This window comes from Aeromonas jandaei, from assembly GCF_037890695.1.
Lineage (GTDB): Bacteria > Pseudomonadota > Gammaproteobacteria > Enterobacterales > Aeromonadaceae > Aeromonas > Aeromonas jandaei.
In genome coordinates this window covers 1801241-1816439 of sequence record NZ_CP149571.1, presented here as the reverse complement: position 1 = coordinate 1816439, position 15199 = coordinate 1801241, and the positions used below count along the sequence as shown (strand labels likewise).

The 15199-nt window shown below is 57.7% G+C and carries 12 protein-coding genes and 2 pseudogenes; 5 read left to right on the top strand and 9 right to left on the bottom strand.

The features are described from left to right. Positions 1-55: 55 nt before the first annotated feature. Both ftsH and rlmE read right to left on the bottom strand, forming a co-directional pair. Positions 56-2009: pseudogene (gene ftsH, locus WE862_RS08885) on the bottom strand (ATP-dependent zinc metalloprotease FtsH). A gap of 45 nt (positions 2010-2054) precedes the next feature. Further along, the gene (rlmE, locus tag WE862_RS08880) at positions 2055-2684 is read right to left on the bottom strand and encodes a 23S rRNA (uridine(2552)-2'-O)-methyltransferase RlmE (protein WP_033114154.1); all 630 of its coding nucleotides are present in this window, start codon (positions 2682-2684) and stop codon (positions 2055-2057) included. Between the two features lie 97 nt (positions 2685-2781). Here rlmE and yhbY point away from each other — a divergent pair, with 97 nt between their 5' ends. Together yhbY and WE862_RS08870 are read left to right on the top strand one after the other, a co-directional pair. Continuing rightward, the gene (gene yhbY, locus WE862_RS08875; RefSeq protein ID WP_033114153.1) at positions 2782-3078 is read left to right on the top strand and encodes a ribosome assembly RNA-binding protein YhbY; all 297 of its coding nucleotides are present in this window, start codon (positions 2782-2784) and stop codon (positions 3076-3078) included. A 103-nt stretch (positions 3079-3181) separates the two neighbouring features. After that, positions 3182-3766 (top strand): hypothetical protein, encoded by a 585-nt coding sequence (locus WE862_RS08870; protein ID WP_042032161.1) that lies wholly within the window; start codon positions 3182-3184, stop codon positions 3764-3766. Between the two features lie 50 nt (positions 3767-3816). On the opposite strand, the gene greA is transcribed toward WE862_RS08870, so the two are convergent. From greA to pomA, 3 genes are all read right to left on the bottom strand, one after another. Next, complete coding sequence (gene greA, locus WE862_RS08865; RefSeq protein ID WP_041207974.1) at positions 3817-4293, bottom strand: transcription elongation factor GreA; 477 nt, start codon at positions 4291-4293, stop codon at positions 3817-3819. Between the two features lie 146 nt (positions 4294-4439). Beyond that, a complete protein-coding gene (locus WE862_RS08860; protein ID WP_042032162.1) occupies positions 4440-5333 on the bottom strand; it encodes a flagellar motor protein MotB in 894 nt (297 codons plus the stop codon). A gap of 8 nt (positions 5334-5341) precedes the next feature. Next, positions 5342-6100: a flagellar motor protein PomA gene (gene pomA / locus WE862_RS08855; RefSeq protein WP_041207971.1), complete on the bottom strand. Its 759-nt coding sequence runs from the start codon at positions 6098-6100 to the stop codon at positions 5342-5344. Between the two features lie 209 nt (positions 6101-6309). On the opposite strand from pomA, the gene xseB reads away from it, so the two are divergent. The 3 genes from xseB to dxs are packed head-to-tail and all read left to right on the top strand — an operon-like array spanning position 6310 to position 9342. Next, positions 6310-6561, top strand: a complete 252-nt coding sequence (xseB, locus tag WE862_RS08850) for an exodeoxyribonuclease VII small subunit (RefSeq protein WP_041207970.1) — start codon at positions 6310-6312, stop codon at positions 6559-6561. Beyond that, positions 6562-7452: a (2E,6E)-farnesyl diphosphate synthase gene (gene ispA / locus WE862_RS08845; protein ID WP_339058733.1), complete on the top strand. Its 891-nt coding sequence runs from the start codon at positions 6562-6564 to the stop codon at positions 7450-7452. A gap of 21 nt (positions 7453-7473) precedes the next feature. Then, entirely contained in the window at positions 7474-9342 is a 1869-nt protein-coding gene (gene dxs / locus WE862_RS08840) for a 1-deoxy-D-xylulose-5-phosphate synthase (RefSeq protein WP_042032163.1), read from the top strand. Positions 9343-9415: 73 nt separating this feature from the next. On the opposite strand, the gene WE862_RS08835 is transcribed toward dxs, so the two are convergent. From WE862_RS08835 to WE862_RS08820, 4 genes and pseudogenes are all read right to left on the bottom strand, one after another. Then, the gene (locus tag WE862_RS08835) at positions 9416-10357 is read right to left on the bottom strand and encodes an ABC transporter permease (RefSeq protein ID WP_042032164.1); all 942 of its coding nucleotides are present in this window, start codon (positions 10355-10357) and stop codon (positions 9416-9418) included. A 4-nt stretch (positions 10358-10361) separates the two neighbouring features. Next, the gene (locus WE862_RS08830; protein WP_041207966.1) at positions 10362-11336 is read right to left on the bottom strand and encodes an ABC transporter permease; all 975 of its coding nucleotides are present in this window, start codon (positions 11334-11336) and stop codon (positions 10362-10364) included. A gap of 99 nt (positions 11337-11435) precedes the next feature. After that, positions 11436-12992: pseudogene (locus WE862_RS08825) on the bottom strand (ABC transporter substrate-binding protein). Positions 12993-13067: 75 nt separating this feature from the next. Beyond that, on the bottom strand, positions 13068-14792 hold the full coding sequence (locus tag WE862_RS08820; protein WP_033114143.1) for a dipeptide ABC transporter ATP-binding protein: 1725 nt from the start codon (positions 14790-14792) through the stop codon (positions 13068-13070). Between the last annotated feature and the right edge of the window lie 407 nt (positions 14793-15199).

Below are 15199 nucleotides of genomic sequence, written 5' to 3'. Positions count from 1 at the left end.
CTTCCATTCACAAAATAAAAACCCCGGGCAAGCCCGGGGTTTTCAACAACAAGATTTATTTAGCCGGGATGTCGTTGGCTTTGTCGATATTGGCATCCGCAACCGGAGCACTCTCGTCCGCAACTGCCGGCTTGGGATCGACTGCAACAGTTGATCCGCCTTGTGGCGTATCTCCGTGCTCGTCGTGCCAGTTGCTCGGGGCACGAACCTCGCGACGGGCCATCAGATCATCGATCTGCTTGGCATCGATGGTTTCGTACTTCATCAGCGCATCTTTCATGCTGTGCAGTACATCCATGTTATCCAGCAGGATCTGCTTGGCGCGGTCGTAGTTGCGATCAATGACCTGCTTCACTTCGGCATCGATGATGCGAGCCGTGTCGTCGGACATGTGCTTGGCTTTGGCCATGCTGCGACCGAGGAACACCTCGCCATCTTCTTCCGCATAAAGCATCGGGCCGAGACGCTCGGACATACCCCACTGGGTCACCATCTTGCGTGCGATGTCGGTAGCTCGTTCGATGTCGTTGGACGCACCGGTAGATACCTTCTCGGCTCCGTAGATCAGCTCTTCCGCCAGACGACCGCCATACAGACTGGAGATCATGGACTCCAGATGCTGCTTGGAGTGGCTCCACCGATCTTGCTCAGGCAGGTACATGGTTACACCCAGCGCACGGCCACGCGGGATGATGGAGACCTTGTAGACAGGATCGTGATCCGGAACTACACGACCGATAATGGCGTGACCCGCTTCGTGATAAGCCGTCATCTCCTTCTCGGACTCTTTCATCACCATGGAGCGGCGTTCTGCGCCCATCATGATCTTGTCCTTCGCCTTCTCGAACTCGGCCATGGAGACCACACGGCGGCTCTCGCGAGCAGAGAAGAGCGCCGCTTCGTTGACCAGGTTAGCCAAGTCAGCACCGGAGAAGCCGGGAGTACCACGGGCAATCAGTGCCGGGTTGACATCATCTGCCAACGGAACCTTGCGCATGTGAACTTTCAGGATCTGTTCACGACCACGAACATCCGGCAGACCAACCACAACCTGACGGTCGAAACGGCCCGGACGCAGCAATGCCGGATCCAGTACGTCAGGACGGTTGGTGGCAGCAATGACGATGATGCCTTCATTGCCTTCAAAGCCATCCATCTCGACCAACATCTGGTTCAGAGTCTGCTCACGCTCATCATGACCACCGCCCAGACCGGCGCCACGCTGGCGACCGACGGCGTCGATCTCATCGATGAAGATGATGCAAGGGGAGGATTTCTTGGCCTGCTCGAACATGTCGCGTACCCGGGAGGCACCGACACCCACGAACATCTCCACGAAATCGGAACCGGAAATGGTGAAGAACGGCACCTTGGCCTCACCTGCAATGGCCTTGGCCAGCAGGGTTTTACCGGTACCGGGATGAACCAACCAGCAGAACACCGGTCGGGATCTTGCCACCCAGTTTCTGGAATTTGCTCGGGTCGCGCAGATAGTCAACCAGCTCTTTCACCTCTTCCTTGGCTTCATCGCAACCTGCAACGTCAGCAAAGGTGGTCTTGATCTGATCTTCACTCATCAGGCGAGCCTTGCTCTTGCCAAACGACATGGCACCTTTGCCACCGCCGCCCTGCATCTGACGCATGAAGAAGACCCAGACACCGATCAGCAGCAGCATCGGGAACCAGGAGATGAAGATAGAGGTCAGCAAAGACGGCTCTTCCGGCTTCTCACCCATCACTTTGACGTTGTGATTGAGCATATCGTTGAGGAGCTGGGGATCCGGCGCCGGAATGATGGTGGTGAAACGCTCACCAGTACGCTTGACGCCATTAATGACCTTACCGTCCATCCGCACTTCACGGATCTGCTCTTGGGTCACCTCTTTAACGAAGCTGGAATAGTCCAGCTGGCGACTTGAGGTATCGCTGGGGCTGAAGCTATTGAACACCGACATCAACACGACGGCGATGACCAGCCACAGGATTAAATTTTTCGCCATGTCACTCAAATCAGTAACCTCGCAGACTGACAGTTAACGATGAAGGTTAGGGTACTACAGTTTAAAACCGGTAGCCACAATGTAGACTTCCCGTGAACGAGCGCGGGACGAGTCTGGTTTACGAATCTTGACAGTGGTAAAAAGTTGACGAATTTCATTGAGATAGGCATCAAACCCCTCTCCCTGAAACACTTTCACCACGAAACTGCCGTCACCGCGCAATACCTGATTGCACATATCCAGCGCCAGTTCGACCAGATACATGGAACGGGCCTGATCCACCTGCTGGGTACCGCTCATGTTCGGCGCCATGTCGGACATGACAACATCTACCTTGTCCGGGCCGACCCGTTCCAGCAGCGCGCCCAGTACCGCTTCCTCCCGAAAGTCGCCCTGAAGGAAATCGACACCGGCGATGGAATCCATCGGCAGAATATCGCAGGCGATCACCCGCCCCTTGTCACCGACCTGGTCGATGGCGAACTGGGACCAGCCACCGGGGGCCGCCCCCAGATCCACCACCGTCATGCCCGGCTTGAGCAGTTTGTCCTTGCCCTGGATCTCGTCGATCTTGAACACGGCACGGGATCTCAGTCCCAACTTCTGGGCTTTTTTGACGTATTGATCGTCAAAATGCTCTTTTAACCAGCGGGTTGAACTGGGGGAATGTTTTTTCTGGGTCATGATAATCGACTTTAAAAAACCACAAGGGTTATTAGTATTAAGGGCTAAGTGGGGGTAGAATACGCCCCTTTCAACCCTGACTTATGAAGAAATTGCGATGATTCTCAACAACAAACAGAAACAGTACCTCAAGGGCCTTGCCCACAGCCTCAAACCTGTCGTCCTGCTGGGTCAGCATGGTCTGACCGAAGGCGTACTGGCCGAGATCGATCTGGCACTGAACCATCACGAGCTGATCAAGGTTAAGGTTGCGTCTGAAGATCGTGAGATGAAACAACTGGTTATGGATGCCATCGTCCGTGAAACCGGTTCAGTCAAAGTACAGAGCATGGGCCATGTGCTGACAATTTATCGTCAGGCCAACGAACCCAAGATCCAGCTGCCCCGCAAATAAAAGGAAAGAGCGCTGCTCTTTCCTTCTTCCACTTCTTCCCGAGTCGCTTGCCAAAGTAGTCGCCAACCCCTTAACCTGCGATGAATACTTCCGGACACGCGCTATGGCTCACCATCAAATTCTAACCGACGATGAGCTGGCCATGCTGCGGGACTTGGGGAGCAATCAGGAGAGTCATCTCCTGAGTGGTCACCTCGACGGCCCCATGCTTGGCTTGCTGCAAAAAGCCGACAATCTCGTTCTCGAAGCCCGCTTCGCAGGACACCAGCTACGCTTTCCCCTCACCTTTACTCAAAGAGAAGATGGCTTTATCGAGCCGCGTCTATCTGCTCCGGTGATCAGGGAGCTGGGGTTTGCCCGTCCTCGCGCCTGGCGACTCAGCCAGAAAGCGCGGTTGCGTACCGAGCAAGGGCACTATCAGGTGCTCAGCCTCTCCCTCAACGGGCTCATCGTCGAGAACATGCCTCTCGGCATGGTGGCGGATACACAGCTCAACGGCGAACTCTGTCTCGATGAGGAAGAACCTCTGCCACTGCAGGGACGATTGGTCAGGTTAATCAAATCCAACCCGGCCAGCGCCACCTGGGCGATCAGCTTCCAGATGAGCGAAAGCGACATAGAGCGCCTGCGCCACTGGTTGTTTCAACGTCATCAGGATGCCTTTACCGAGGCCTATCAGGCCGGGTAAAGAGAAACAGGGGAGCACCCGCTCCCCTGTCCCATCAAATACGGCAGCGCTTAGAGATAAGCGACTTCCAGCACTTCATACTCCACGTCACCAGCCGGAGTCTTGACGATGGCCACATCGTCAACTTCCTTGCCGATCAGGGCGCGGGCAATCGGTGAATTGACGGAGATAAGGTTCTGTTTGATGTCGGCCTCATCATCACCTACGATGCGGTAGACCACCTCTTCCTCTGTCTCGCTCTTGAGCAGGGTCACGGTCGCGCCAAAAATGATGCGGCCATTGTTGGTCATCTTGGTGACATCGATCACCTGGGCATTGGAGAGCTTGGCTTCAATCTCCTGAATGCGGCCTTCACAGAACCCCTGCTGCTCGCGGGCAGCATGGTATTCGGCGTTTTCCTTCAGATCACCGTGCTCACGAGCATCGGCAATCGCTTCGATAATCTGGGGACGCAGCTCGGTCTTGAGATATTCGAGCTCTTCGCGCAGCTTCTCAGCACCGCGAACAGTCATCGGAGTATGGTTCATAGTCGAAACCTGGGTTGCTTGAAAATAGAAGCTGCGGCGATCAGCAAGAAAGCCGCAGCAGTCGGTTCGGATAGGGCATCTTAATATGAAGCCGACACAAAATCCATGTCAGCCCCCTGATGCAGATCTCGCTTTGCGACTCATCATCACTCTGCTTTCGGCACCGAGATGGGTGACGAGACAGTGGGCTTGCCCTGCATGATGGAGATCTCCACCCGCCGGTTAGCCCGCCGGTTTTCCGGGGTATTGTTGGGCACCAGCGGCTGGGAATCTGCCATCCCCTGCACCACCAGCCGCCCCTGATCAAAACCGGGCACCTTGATCATCTGGTGAGCGACCGCTACCGCACGCTGGGTTGAAAGCTCCCAGTTTGACTGGAACAGCTCGTCATGGGTTGCCACGTTATCGGTATGGCCAGAGATGGTGATCTCCCCCGGCACATCCTTGAGCAACTCGGCAACTTTACGGATAACAGGCCAGAACTGGGGCTGCAGAAAAGCCGATCCGGCAGGAAATGACGCCTTCTCCCGGATCCTGATGATGATCTGCTGGCCCAGCGCCTCGATTTCAATCGCCCCATCCTGAATCTGGGACTTCATCTGTTCGGCGAGCGCTTTGGCCAGTTCATTGGATTGCTGCTGCGCCTGGTGCGCATCCTGAGCCGTATCCCCACCGGTCTGCTTGCCATCGGTTTTGTCCTGCCCGCCAGCCTGATCCGACTCGCCGGGCAGAAACTCCAGTTCGGTCTGGGTCATGTCGATGGTCTGCTGCATGATGGTATCGATGGGGGTAGGCTCCGGCCGGCCTGGCCGAAACTCCTGGGCAATCACCGAGGTACCCTTGGGAATATCCTTCACTTCCAGAATATTCTGCACGCCGAATGCCTTCTCCATGGAACCGGCAATCTGCTTGAACTTCTGTACGTCCATCTCGGCAAACGAGAGCAGCAGCACGAAGAAGCACATCAATAGCGACATCAGATCGGCGAAAGTCCCCATGTAACCGGGCAACCCTGGTGGCGGACATTTGCATTTGGACATAAAGCCCCCTACTCCGCGCCGTTATTGCGTTTGGATTGATGCAAATAGTTCTGCAACATGGTCTGGATCACCCGCGGATTCTGACCATCCTGAATCCCCATGATGGCATCGAGGATCAGCGTGCGGCAAAGCCGCTCCTCGCCACTGCGCAGCTCCAGCTTGTCGGCAATGGGAATCGCGATCATGTTGGCCTCGATGGCGCCATACAGGGTCGTGAGCAATGCCACCGCCATGGCCGGGCCGATGGACTTGGGGTCGCTCATGTTTGCCAGCATGGCCACCAGACCTACCAGGGTACCTATCATGCCCATGGCCGGGCCGAGATCCCCCAGAGTGCGGAATACCTTGATGGCGATGACATGACGCTCGGAGGTCAGCTCGATATCCTTCTCCAGCACGCCACGCACCACATCGGCATCGTGACCATCCACCAGCATATCGATCCCTTTTTTCATGAAGGGATTGGGGATTTCCGCCGCTTCCAGCGCCAGAAAGCCACCCTTGCGGGATGCATCGGCCAGCTCAACCGCCTTGGTAATGAGATCTTCCAGCTTGTCGCCCTTGTACATAAAAGCTTTGCCGGCCACCTTAAACGCCATCAGGAACTGGCCAAGGTTGAACTTCATCATGGCGATAAAGATGGAGCCCAGAATGGTGATATAGACGGAGGGCATGTCCACATACATGGTGACGGGGCCACCCAGCAGCATGCCATATATCACCACCCCGAAGCCCAGCACTATGCCTATCAGACTACCTAGATCCACGTCCTACTCCTGTCATCTGTGCTGATGCACTATTATACGCCGTTGAATTTTCTGATATTGCGGCCCTGGCGGCAAGTTTCCATCCGAAGGGGGAGAGAGCTCATTATCGACCGATTTGTCGAGAGTTTGCGGCTCTGGCGTTTTCAACCTCCCCCCGCTGGGCGGTCGATGTTAATATAAGCCGTTTTTTTCAATCCCCGAGGATGGACATGGCCAGTAAAAAAATCGACCGTCTGAGTTTTGATGCCACTCTGGAAGAGCTGGAAACCATCGTTCATCAGCTGGAGCAAGGTTCCCTCCCGCTGGAAGAGGCGCTCAAGCAGTTCGAGCAAGGAGTCCATCTGGTGCGTGCCGGCCAGCAGAAGCTGGAACAGGCAGAACAGAAGATCCAGATCCTGCTGAGCAAAGCCGATGGCAGTGACCAGCTTGCCCCCTTCCAGCCAGAACAAGGAGAAGAGTGAGTGGCGCTGGGCCATTTTTCCCGTCTGCATCGTCAGCGTATTGACGACTGTCTGTCAGCACAACTTGAATCCTTGCCCGCCATGGCACCGCGCCTGCGCGATGCCATGAAATATGGCTTGCTGCTGGGCGGCAAGCGGGTTCGCCCCTTTCTGGTCTACGCCGTCGGCGAGATGCTGGGGGTAAAGAGCGAACTGCTCGATGGCCCGGCCGCTGCGGTGGAGTGCATCCACGCCTACTCGCTGCTGCACGACGATCTGCCCGCCATGGACGACGACGATTTGCGTCGCGGCCAGCCGACCGTTCACAAGGCCTTCGATGAAGGCACTGCCATTTTGGCAGGTGATGCCCTGCAGACGCTGGCGTTCTCCATTCTGGCCGATCACCCCATGCCAGAGACACTGCTGGCCAACCGGGTGCGCATGCTGAGCACCCTCGCCCGCGCTTCCGGTTATCTCGGTATGTGCGGCGGTCAGGCGCTGGATCTGCAAGCTGAAGGACGCCGGATCACGCTCGCTGAGCTGGAGCAGGTACACCGCCACAAGACGGGGGCACTCATCGAGTGCGCCGTCACTCTTGGCGCCCTGTGCAAGGAGAATGTGGACGAAGCGACCCTGACGGCGCTGCAAACCTATGCCTCCGCCATCGGCCTCGCCTTCCAGGTGCAGGATGACATCCTCGACATCACAGGTGACACCGCCACCCTGGGCAAACCGCAAGGCTCCGATCTGGCGCTGGAGAAGAGTACCTATCCGGCCTTGCTCGGACTCGAAAACGCCCGTGAGCTGGCTCGCGAACTGCACGGTAAAGCCTTAACAGCCCTGCAATCCTTGCCCTACAATACCGACATTCTGGAAGCGTTCGCCGATTACATCATCGAGCGAACCCACTAAACGCTGGATAACAGTTAAAAAATGAGCGTTGATATTAGCAATTTCCCCAACCTGGCCCTTGCGGACACCCCGATAGAGCTGCGTTCCCTGCCCAAAGAGCGGCTACCGGTGCTGTGCAACGAGCTGCGCGAATATCTGCTGCGCTCCGTCAGCCGCTCCAGCGGACACTTTGCCTCCGGGCTCGGCACGGTCGAACTGACCGTGGCCCTGCACTACGTCTACAACACCCCGTTCGATCGGCTGATCTGGGATGTGGGCCATCAGGCCTATCCCCACAAGATCCTGACCGGGCGCCGTGACCAGATCCACACCATCCGGCAGAAGGATGGTCTGCACCCCTTCCCCTGGCGTGGCGAGAGCGAGTATGACGTGCTCTCCGTCGGCCACTCCAGCACCTCCATCGGTGCCGCGCTCGGTATGGCGGTTGCCGCAGAGAGTGAAGGGCTGGGCCGCAAGGTCGTTGCGGTGATCGGTGATGGCGCCATCACGGCGGGGATGGCTTTTGAAGCGCTCAACCACGCCGGCGATGTCCATAAAGACATGCTGGTGATCCTCAACGACAACGAGATGTCCATCTCCGAGAATGTTGGCGCGCTCAACAACCATCTGGCCCGGGTCATGTCCGGCAAGCTCTACACCACCATCCGCGAAGGCGGCAAGAAGGTGCTGGCCGGTCTTCCGCCGGTCAAGGAGCTGGCCAAGCGGGCCGAAGAGCACCTCAAGGGGATGGTGGTGCCCGGCACCCTGTTCGAGGAGTTCGGCTTCAACTACATCGGCCCCATCGACGGTCACGATATAGAAGCGCTGGTCGAGACCCTGCGCAACATGCGCAACCTCAAGGGGCCGCAGCTGCTGCACGTCAAGACCAAGAAGGGCAAGGGCTACGAGCCGGCGGAGAAAGACCCCATCGGTTATCACGCCGTGCCCAGGTTCAATCCGGACGAGTGCGCCCTGCCCAAGGCGAGCGGTGCCAAACCCACCTTCTCGGCCATCTTCGGCCAGTGGCTGTGCGACATGGCGGCCAAAGACGAGAAGCTGGTCGGCATTACCCCTGCCATGCGCGAAGGCTCCGGGCTGGTGAAATTCAGCCAGCAGTATCCGGATCGCTACTTCGATGTGGCTATTGCCGAGCAACATGCGGTCACTTTCGCTGCCGGTCTCGCCATTGCCGACAAGAAGCCGGTGGTCGCCATCTATTCGAGCTTCCTGCAGCGCGCCTACGATCAGGTGATCCACGACGTGGCGCTGCAAGAGCTGCCGGTGCTGTTCGCCATCGATCGGGCCGGTCTGGTGGGCGCGGATGGCCCGACCCATCAGGGGGCGTTCGATATCAGCTTCCTGCGCACCGTGCCCAACATGGTGATCATGACCCCCTCCGACGAAAACGAATGCCGTCAGATGCTCTATACCGGCTATCGCCATCAGGGGCCAGCCGCGGTGCGCTACCCCCGTGGCAGCAGCCTGAGCGATGCCCCCATCTCGCAGGAGATGCAGGCGCTGGCGCTTGGCAAGGGACGCATCATTCGAGAGGGCAAAGGCACCGCCATTCTGGCGTTTGGCACTCTGCTGCAACATGCCAAAGCGGCGGCCGAAGCGCTCGATGCCACCCTGGTGGACATGCGCTTCGTCAAGCCGATGGATGAGGCGCTGGTGCTGTCGCTGGCGGCCAGCCACGATCACTTCGTCACCATCGAAGACAACGCCATCATGGGCGGCGCCGGTTCGGCGGTGAACGAGCTGCTGATGCGCAATAAACAGTGCAAGCCGGTGCTCAACCTCGGCCTGCCGGATCGCTTCGTGGAACAGGGTACCCAGCAGGAGATCTATGCCCTGCTCGGTCTGGACGATGCAGGCATCCAGCGCAGTATCGAAAGCTGGCTGCAAGCCTGATAACGCTTGAAGCTATCAATAAAAGAAGGGCGCCTCATTGGCGCCCTTCTTATTTTTGCGTTTCTGACCCGGATTACCCTTTGTAGATCTTGGGGTTAAACACATCCCGCAGCCAGTCCCCCAGCAGGTTGATGACCAGCACCAGCACCACCAGACAGATGCCCGGGAAGGCGGTGATCCACCAGGAGCCGGAGAAGATGTAGTTGAAGCCGACGCTGATAAGCGAACCGAGCGAGGGCTGATCAACCGGCATCCCCAGACCGAGGAAGGAGAGCGCCGCTTCACTCATGATGGCGTTGGCCACCTGCACGGTGGAGATAACCAGAATCGGCGACAGGCAGTTGGGCAGAATGTGGCGGAACATGATGCGCGGGGCGCGGAATCCCATCACCTTGGCCGCCTCCACATACTCCTTCTTCTTCTCCGCCAGCACCGAGGCGCGCACGGTACGAGCGTACTGCGGCCACTCGGCGATCCCGATGATCACCACCAGCATCACGATGGCAAAGCGCGAGTAGAACTCGGAGCCAAAGGTCGCCTGAAAGATGGCGGAGATGATGATCGCCACCATCATGGTGGAGAACGACAGCTGCACGTCGGCAAAGCGCATCAGCAGGTTATCGACACGACCGCCAAAGTAGCCTGCGATCAGGCCGATGACGATCCCCAGCACCAGCTGTAGCCCCACCGCAAACAGGCCGATGGTGAGGGAGATACGGGCACCATAGAGAATGGTGCTCCAGATATCCCGTCCCTGGTTGTCGGTGCCGAGCCAGAAGCGCTCCTCGCCGCCATCCAGCCATGAAGGAGGCAACTCGGCATCCATCAGGTCGAAGCTGGTCTGGTCATAGACGTTGTGCGGGGCGATCCAGGGGGCCAGCAAGGCAGCCACCACGAACACCACGAACACCGCAAAGCTGAACATGGCTACCTTGTCCCGCAGGAAGTAGTAGACGATGTCGGAGTTCTTGAAACGTGCCCAACGGCTTGGGCTTGCAGTTACAGCATTAGTCATGCGCTTACCCCTTGGCAGTCAGGTTAACGGTCGGGTTGATCAACCCGTAGAGCAGGTCGACCAGAGTATTGGTCACCACGAAGATCAAGCCCACGAAGATGACGTAGGCGGTGATCAGCGGGGTATCGACCCGGTGGATCGCCTCGAGGAACAGGAAGCCGGTCCCCGGCCACTGGAACACGCTCTCGGTCAGGATGGTGTAGGCCACCATGGTGCCGATCTGCACACCACCGACGGTAATGACCGGCAGCATGGTGTTCTTCAGGGCGTGCTGGTAGTAGACCTTGTTGTTGTCCAGCCCCTTGGCGCGGGCGAACTTGACGTATTCGGAGGAGAGCTGCTCCAGCATTTCGGAGCGCACCAGCCGGATAAACAGCGGCAGCATGATGGAGGAGAGCGACACCGCAGGCAGGATCAGGTGTTTGATACCATCCCAGGTGAAGAAGCCCGACTCCCAACCCAGCAGGTTACGGGTCTCGCCGCGACCATAGGCCGGCAGCCAGCCCAGCTGGATGGAGAAGAGATACATCAGCATGATGGCGGTCAGGAACACCGGGATCGAAATGCCGATACTGCTCCCCGCCATGATGATCTTGGTGGGAATGCTGCGCGGCCGGATCGCCGAGTAGACTCCCAGCGGAATGGAGACCACGACGATGATGAGCGCGGCGGCAAAGACCAGCTCAAGGGTAGCTACCAGCTTGTCGAGGATCACCTCAAGAGCCGGTCGCTTGAAGAAATAGGAAGTACCCAGATCCCCGTGCACCGCATTTTTCAAAAAGCGGCTGTATTTGACGAGGAAGGGATCGTTGAGGCCCATCTTCTCGCGCAATTCGTGACGCTGGGCTTCGGAGACCGATTGTCCCACCAGCTCGCGCAACGGATCCCCCAGGTTGTCCTGGATGGAGAAGGCGACCAGGCTGATGACGAACATCACTATCACGGCCTGATAGAACCGTTTCAGCAGGAATGTAAACATGCTTGTCCTTCTACGTGGCCTGTGTCGTGGCACAGGCTTCTGTTAGCAGGCGGAGTGGCCAGCTGACCACTCCGCCCCGTCCTTCCTTGTGACGTTCGCTTACTTGCCGACCACCAGATCGCCGAAGTAAGGGAAGTTCATCACGTTGACCACCGGCTTGATGTCGACGTTCTTCTTGGCGCCGTAGGCCAGATCTTCCCAGTGCAGCGGCACGTAGGCAGCATCTTCGATCACCATGGCTTCCACCTTCTTCAGCATCTCGGCACGCTTGGCCGGATCTGTCTCGGCGTTGGCCTGCTCGACCAGCTTGTCAGCCTCTGCGTTGGCATAGCCGGCGCAGTTGTACTGACCCATACCGGTCTTGGCATCCTTGGTGAAGGTCAGGAACTCGAAGAAGTTCGCGGTATCTTCAGTGTCGGAGTGCCAGCCGATCATCTGCATGTCGGCAGCGCACTTGTCAAACTCCGGCCAGTACTGGGCCACCGGCATGGTCTTCAGATCCACCTTGATGTTGATCTTGGCCAGCATGGCGGAGACAGCCTGGGCAATCTTGACGTCGTTGACGTAACGGGCTGCCGGGGCGATGAAGGTCATCTTGAAGCCCTTCTCCTGACCAGCCTCTTTCATCAGCTGCTTGGCTTTGGCCAGATCATACTGGGGCACCAGCGCTTCGTTGTGACCGGCATAGCCTTTCGGGCTCAGCTGGCCGGCAGGGGTACCGAAGCCCTTGTTGATCTTCTCGACGATACCCACCTGGTTGATGGCGTAGTTGATCGCCTGGCGCACGCGCTTGTCTTTCAGCGCCGGGTTGGTGTTCTGGTTCAGCTCGATGATGATGGCGCGGGTACCGGACAGGGTGACCAGCTGGGAGTCCTTGCCATTCTTCACCCGCTCCAGATCGTTCGGCGCAACCGGGTAGATCACGTCCACGTCACCACCCAGCAGCGCGGCTACGCGGGTCGCGTCTTCCTTGATCGGCACCACGGTCAGGTTCTCGACGTTACCCTTGGAGGCCTTGTCCCAGTAGTTGGGGTTGCGGGCATAATCGAGCTTCACGCCCTGCTCGCGGAACTTGACGGTGAACGGGCCGGTACCGGAGACGTGGGTAGAGGCATAAGAGTCGCCGTTCTTGACGATCTCGGCCTTGTCTTTGCCCGCTTCGGTCTTGCCGGTATAGAACTTGGAGTCCATCGGGAAGATGTAGGTGACGGTCTGCAGGATCAGCGGGAAGGGCTTCGCGGTAATCAGATCGACGGTGTAGTCATCTACTTTCTTCACTTCAACGATGGGGTCGAAGATCGCCTTGAAGTCGACAGAGGACTTCAGACGGTTGACGGTTCACACCACGTCATCGGCGGTAAAGTCGTTACCGGAGTGGAACTTGACCCCTTTGCGCAGGTGGAAGCGGACGGTCTTGTCGTCAACACGCTCATACTTCTCGGCCAGACGCGGCTCGAATTTCAGATCCTGGGTGTAACGCATCAGGGGATCGAATACCAGGTGCGACATCTCCAGGGTCTGACCGGAGAGCTGCTCCTGCGGATCCAGCGAGGTGGCATCGGAGGCTACACCTACCTTGATATCAGCGGCAGAGACGCTGAAGGCGAAACCGGCGGCAAACAGCGCCAGGGCAATCTTGGAAAATCCTTTCTTCATCTTTTTCTCCATGCTTTTGGCTTTTTTATTAACGAACAACGGGTTTGAGCGACCATCCGGCGCACCGGCGCTCTCCTAGCTTGCGATTTCCAGCCCCTCGCGGGACATTCCCTTGAACTCCGGCATGAGGGAGATCAACTTGCGACTGTACTCATGCTCGGCATTGGTAAAGAGTTTCTCGGTCTCGGCCACTTCCACCAGATGACCGTGCTGCATCACCCCGATGCGGTCGCACATCTGGCGGATCACCGGCAGATCGTGGCTGATGAACAGCATGGTGAGCTTGAGCTCCTGCTGCAGATCCTTGAGCAGGTTGAGGATCTGGGCCTGTACCGACACATCCAGCGCCGAGGTCGGCTCGTCGCAGATAAGAAAACGGGGGCGGGTCGCCAAGGCGCGGGCAATGGAGATACGCTGACGCTGACCACCGGAGAACTCATGGGGATACTTGACCCCGGCACCGCGGCCAAGACCGACGTGATCCAGCAGATCCCCGACAATCCCCTCGATCTGGCTCTCGCTGCTCGCCAGCTGGTGGAAGCGGATCGGCTCGGCGATGATGTCGCGCACCTTCATGCGCGGGTTCATCGACGAATAGGGGTTCTGGAACACCATCTGCATCTGACGACGCAGGGGGCGGCGCTCGCTCTCGCTCTTGAGGGCAGTCAGATCGATCCCCTCAAAGACGATTTTGCCGGTATCAGGCGGATAGAGACCGGTGATGGCGCGGGCAATGGTCGATTTACCTGAGCCCGACTCCCCCACCAGACCGAAGGTCTCGCCCTCGAAGATCTCGAAGCTGATGTTGTTGCAGGCACGCACATACTGGCGGCGGCTCGGGAAGATGGAGTCCTTGGTGACAAACTTCAGATCGACGTTCTCCACCCGCAGCAGCGCCCCTTCATAGGCACGCTCGTCCTGACTCTGACCGAGCCAGTGGGTCTTGAGGTCGATATTGGTATCCGGCGCGCTGGCATCCTCGATATAGGAGACCAGCGGGAAGCGCACCAGCTTCACGTCGGAGCGTGGCACCGCCGAGATGAGGCTGCGGGTATAGGGATGATTGGGACTGCCCAGCACCTGCTCGGTGCGGCCAAACTCCACCAGATCGCCGCGATACATCACCGCCACCTTGTCGGTGACGTTGGAGACCACGCCCATGTCGTGGGTCACCAGCATGCAGCCCACCTGACGCTCCTTGCAGAGGGTGCGGATGAGCTGGAGGATCTGATCCTGGATGGAGACGTCCAACGCCGTGGTCGGCTCGTCGGCGATGATGAGTTCAGGATCGCCGGAGAGGGCGATGGCAATGACCACCCGCTGGCGCATGCCACCGGAGAACTGGTGCGGATACTGCTTGATGCGCAGCTCCGGGCTTGGGATCCCGACCGCCTTCATCAGATCCAGCGCCTTGGCAAAGGCGGCTTCACGTGACAAGTCGGTGTTGGCCAGAATGGTCTCGACCAGCTGATGCTCAACGGTGAACAGCGGGTTGAGGGAGGTCATCGGATCCTGAAAGATAAAACCGATGCGTGAACCACGGATGGCCCGCATCTCGTTCTGGCTCTTGCCGGAGATAAGCTCGCCATTGAGGTAGATGTCACCACGGGCGATGCGACCGGGCGGGCTCAGGAGATCGATGACGGCGTTGCCGATGGTGGATTTGCCAGCACCGGACTCACCCACGACGCCGACAATCTCCCCTTTTTCGATGGAGAAAGAGAGATCCTTCACTGCGGCCAGTACCCCGTAGCGGGAGGGATACTCGATCCGCAAGTTCTTTACTTCGAGCAAGGACATGTTTACCTCTGCGGGGGACATCCGTCCCAAATAATTCGTCCATAAATCGGCCGCAGATGCCGGTGCTGCTCAGGGCAATTAATGCTCAATCCGTGTAGCAGTTAAACCAGCGATCCGGGCGGGTTTTTTGCATTTTTTTGGAATAACCCGCGAGTAAATTAGACGGTTTGCCCACGGGTGTAAATGATTGAGTTATACAATTCCGCAATGTTTTGCGCAGATAACCACCATTTCCATAGCGAAAAATGATGACTATAGTCACAAAAACGGCCCGCATATCCATATACCTACCGCTAGCATTACTTTAATTTCAACAAGAACGCAACAAGCAGCATTTATCACTATTCTCCATTCACGGTAAGGCCCCGAATGAGTAGTGAATATTTATGTGAAATGGATGATATACG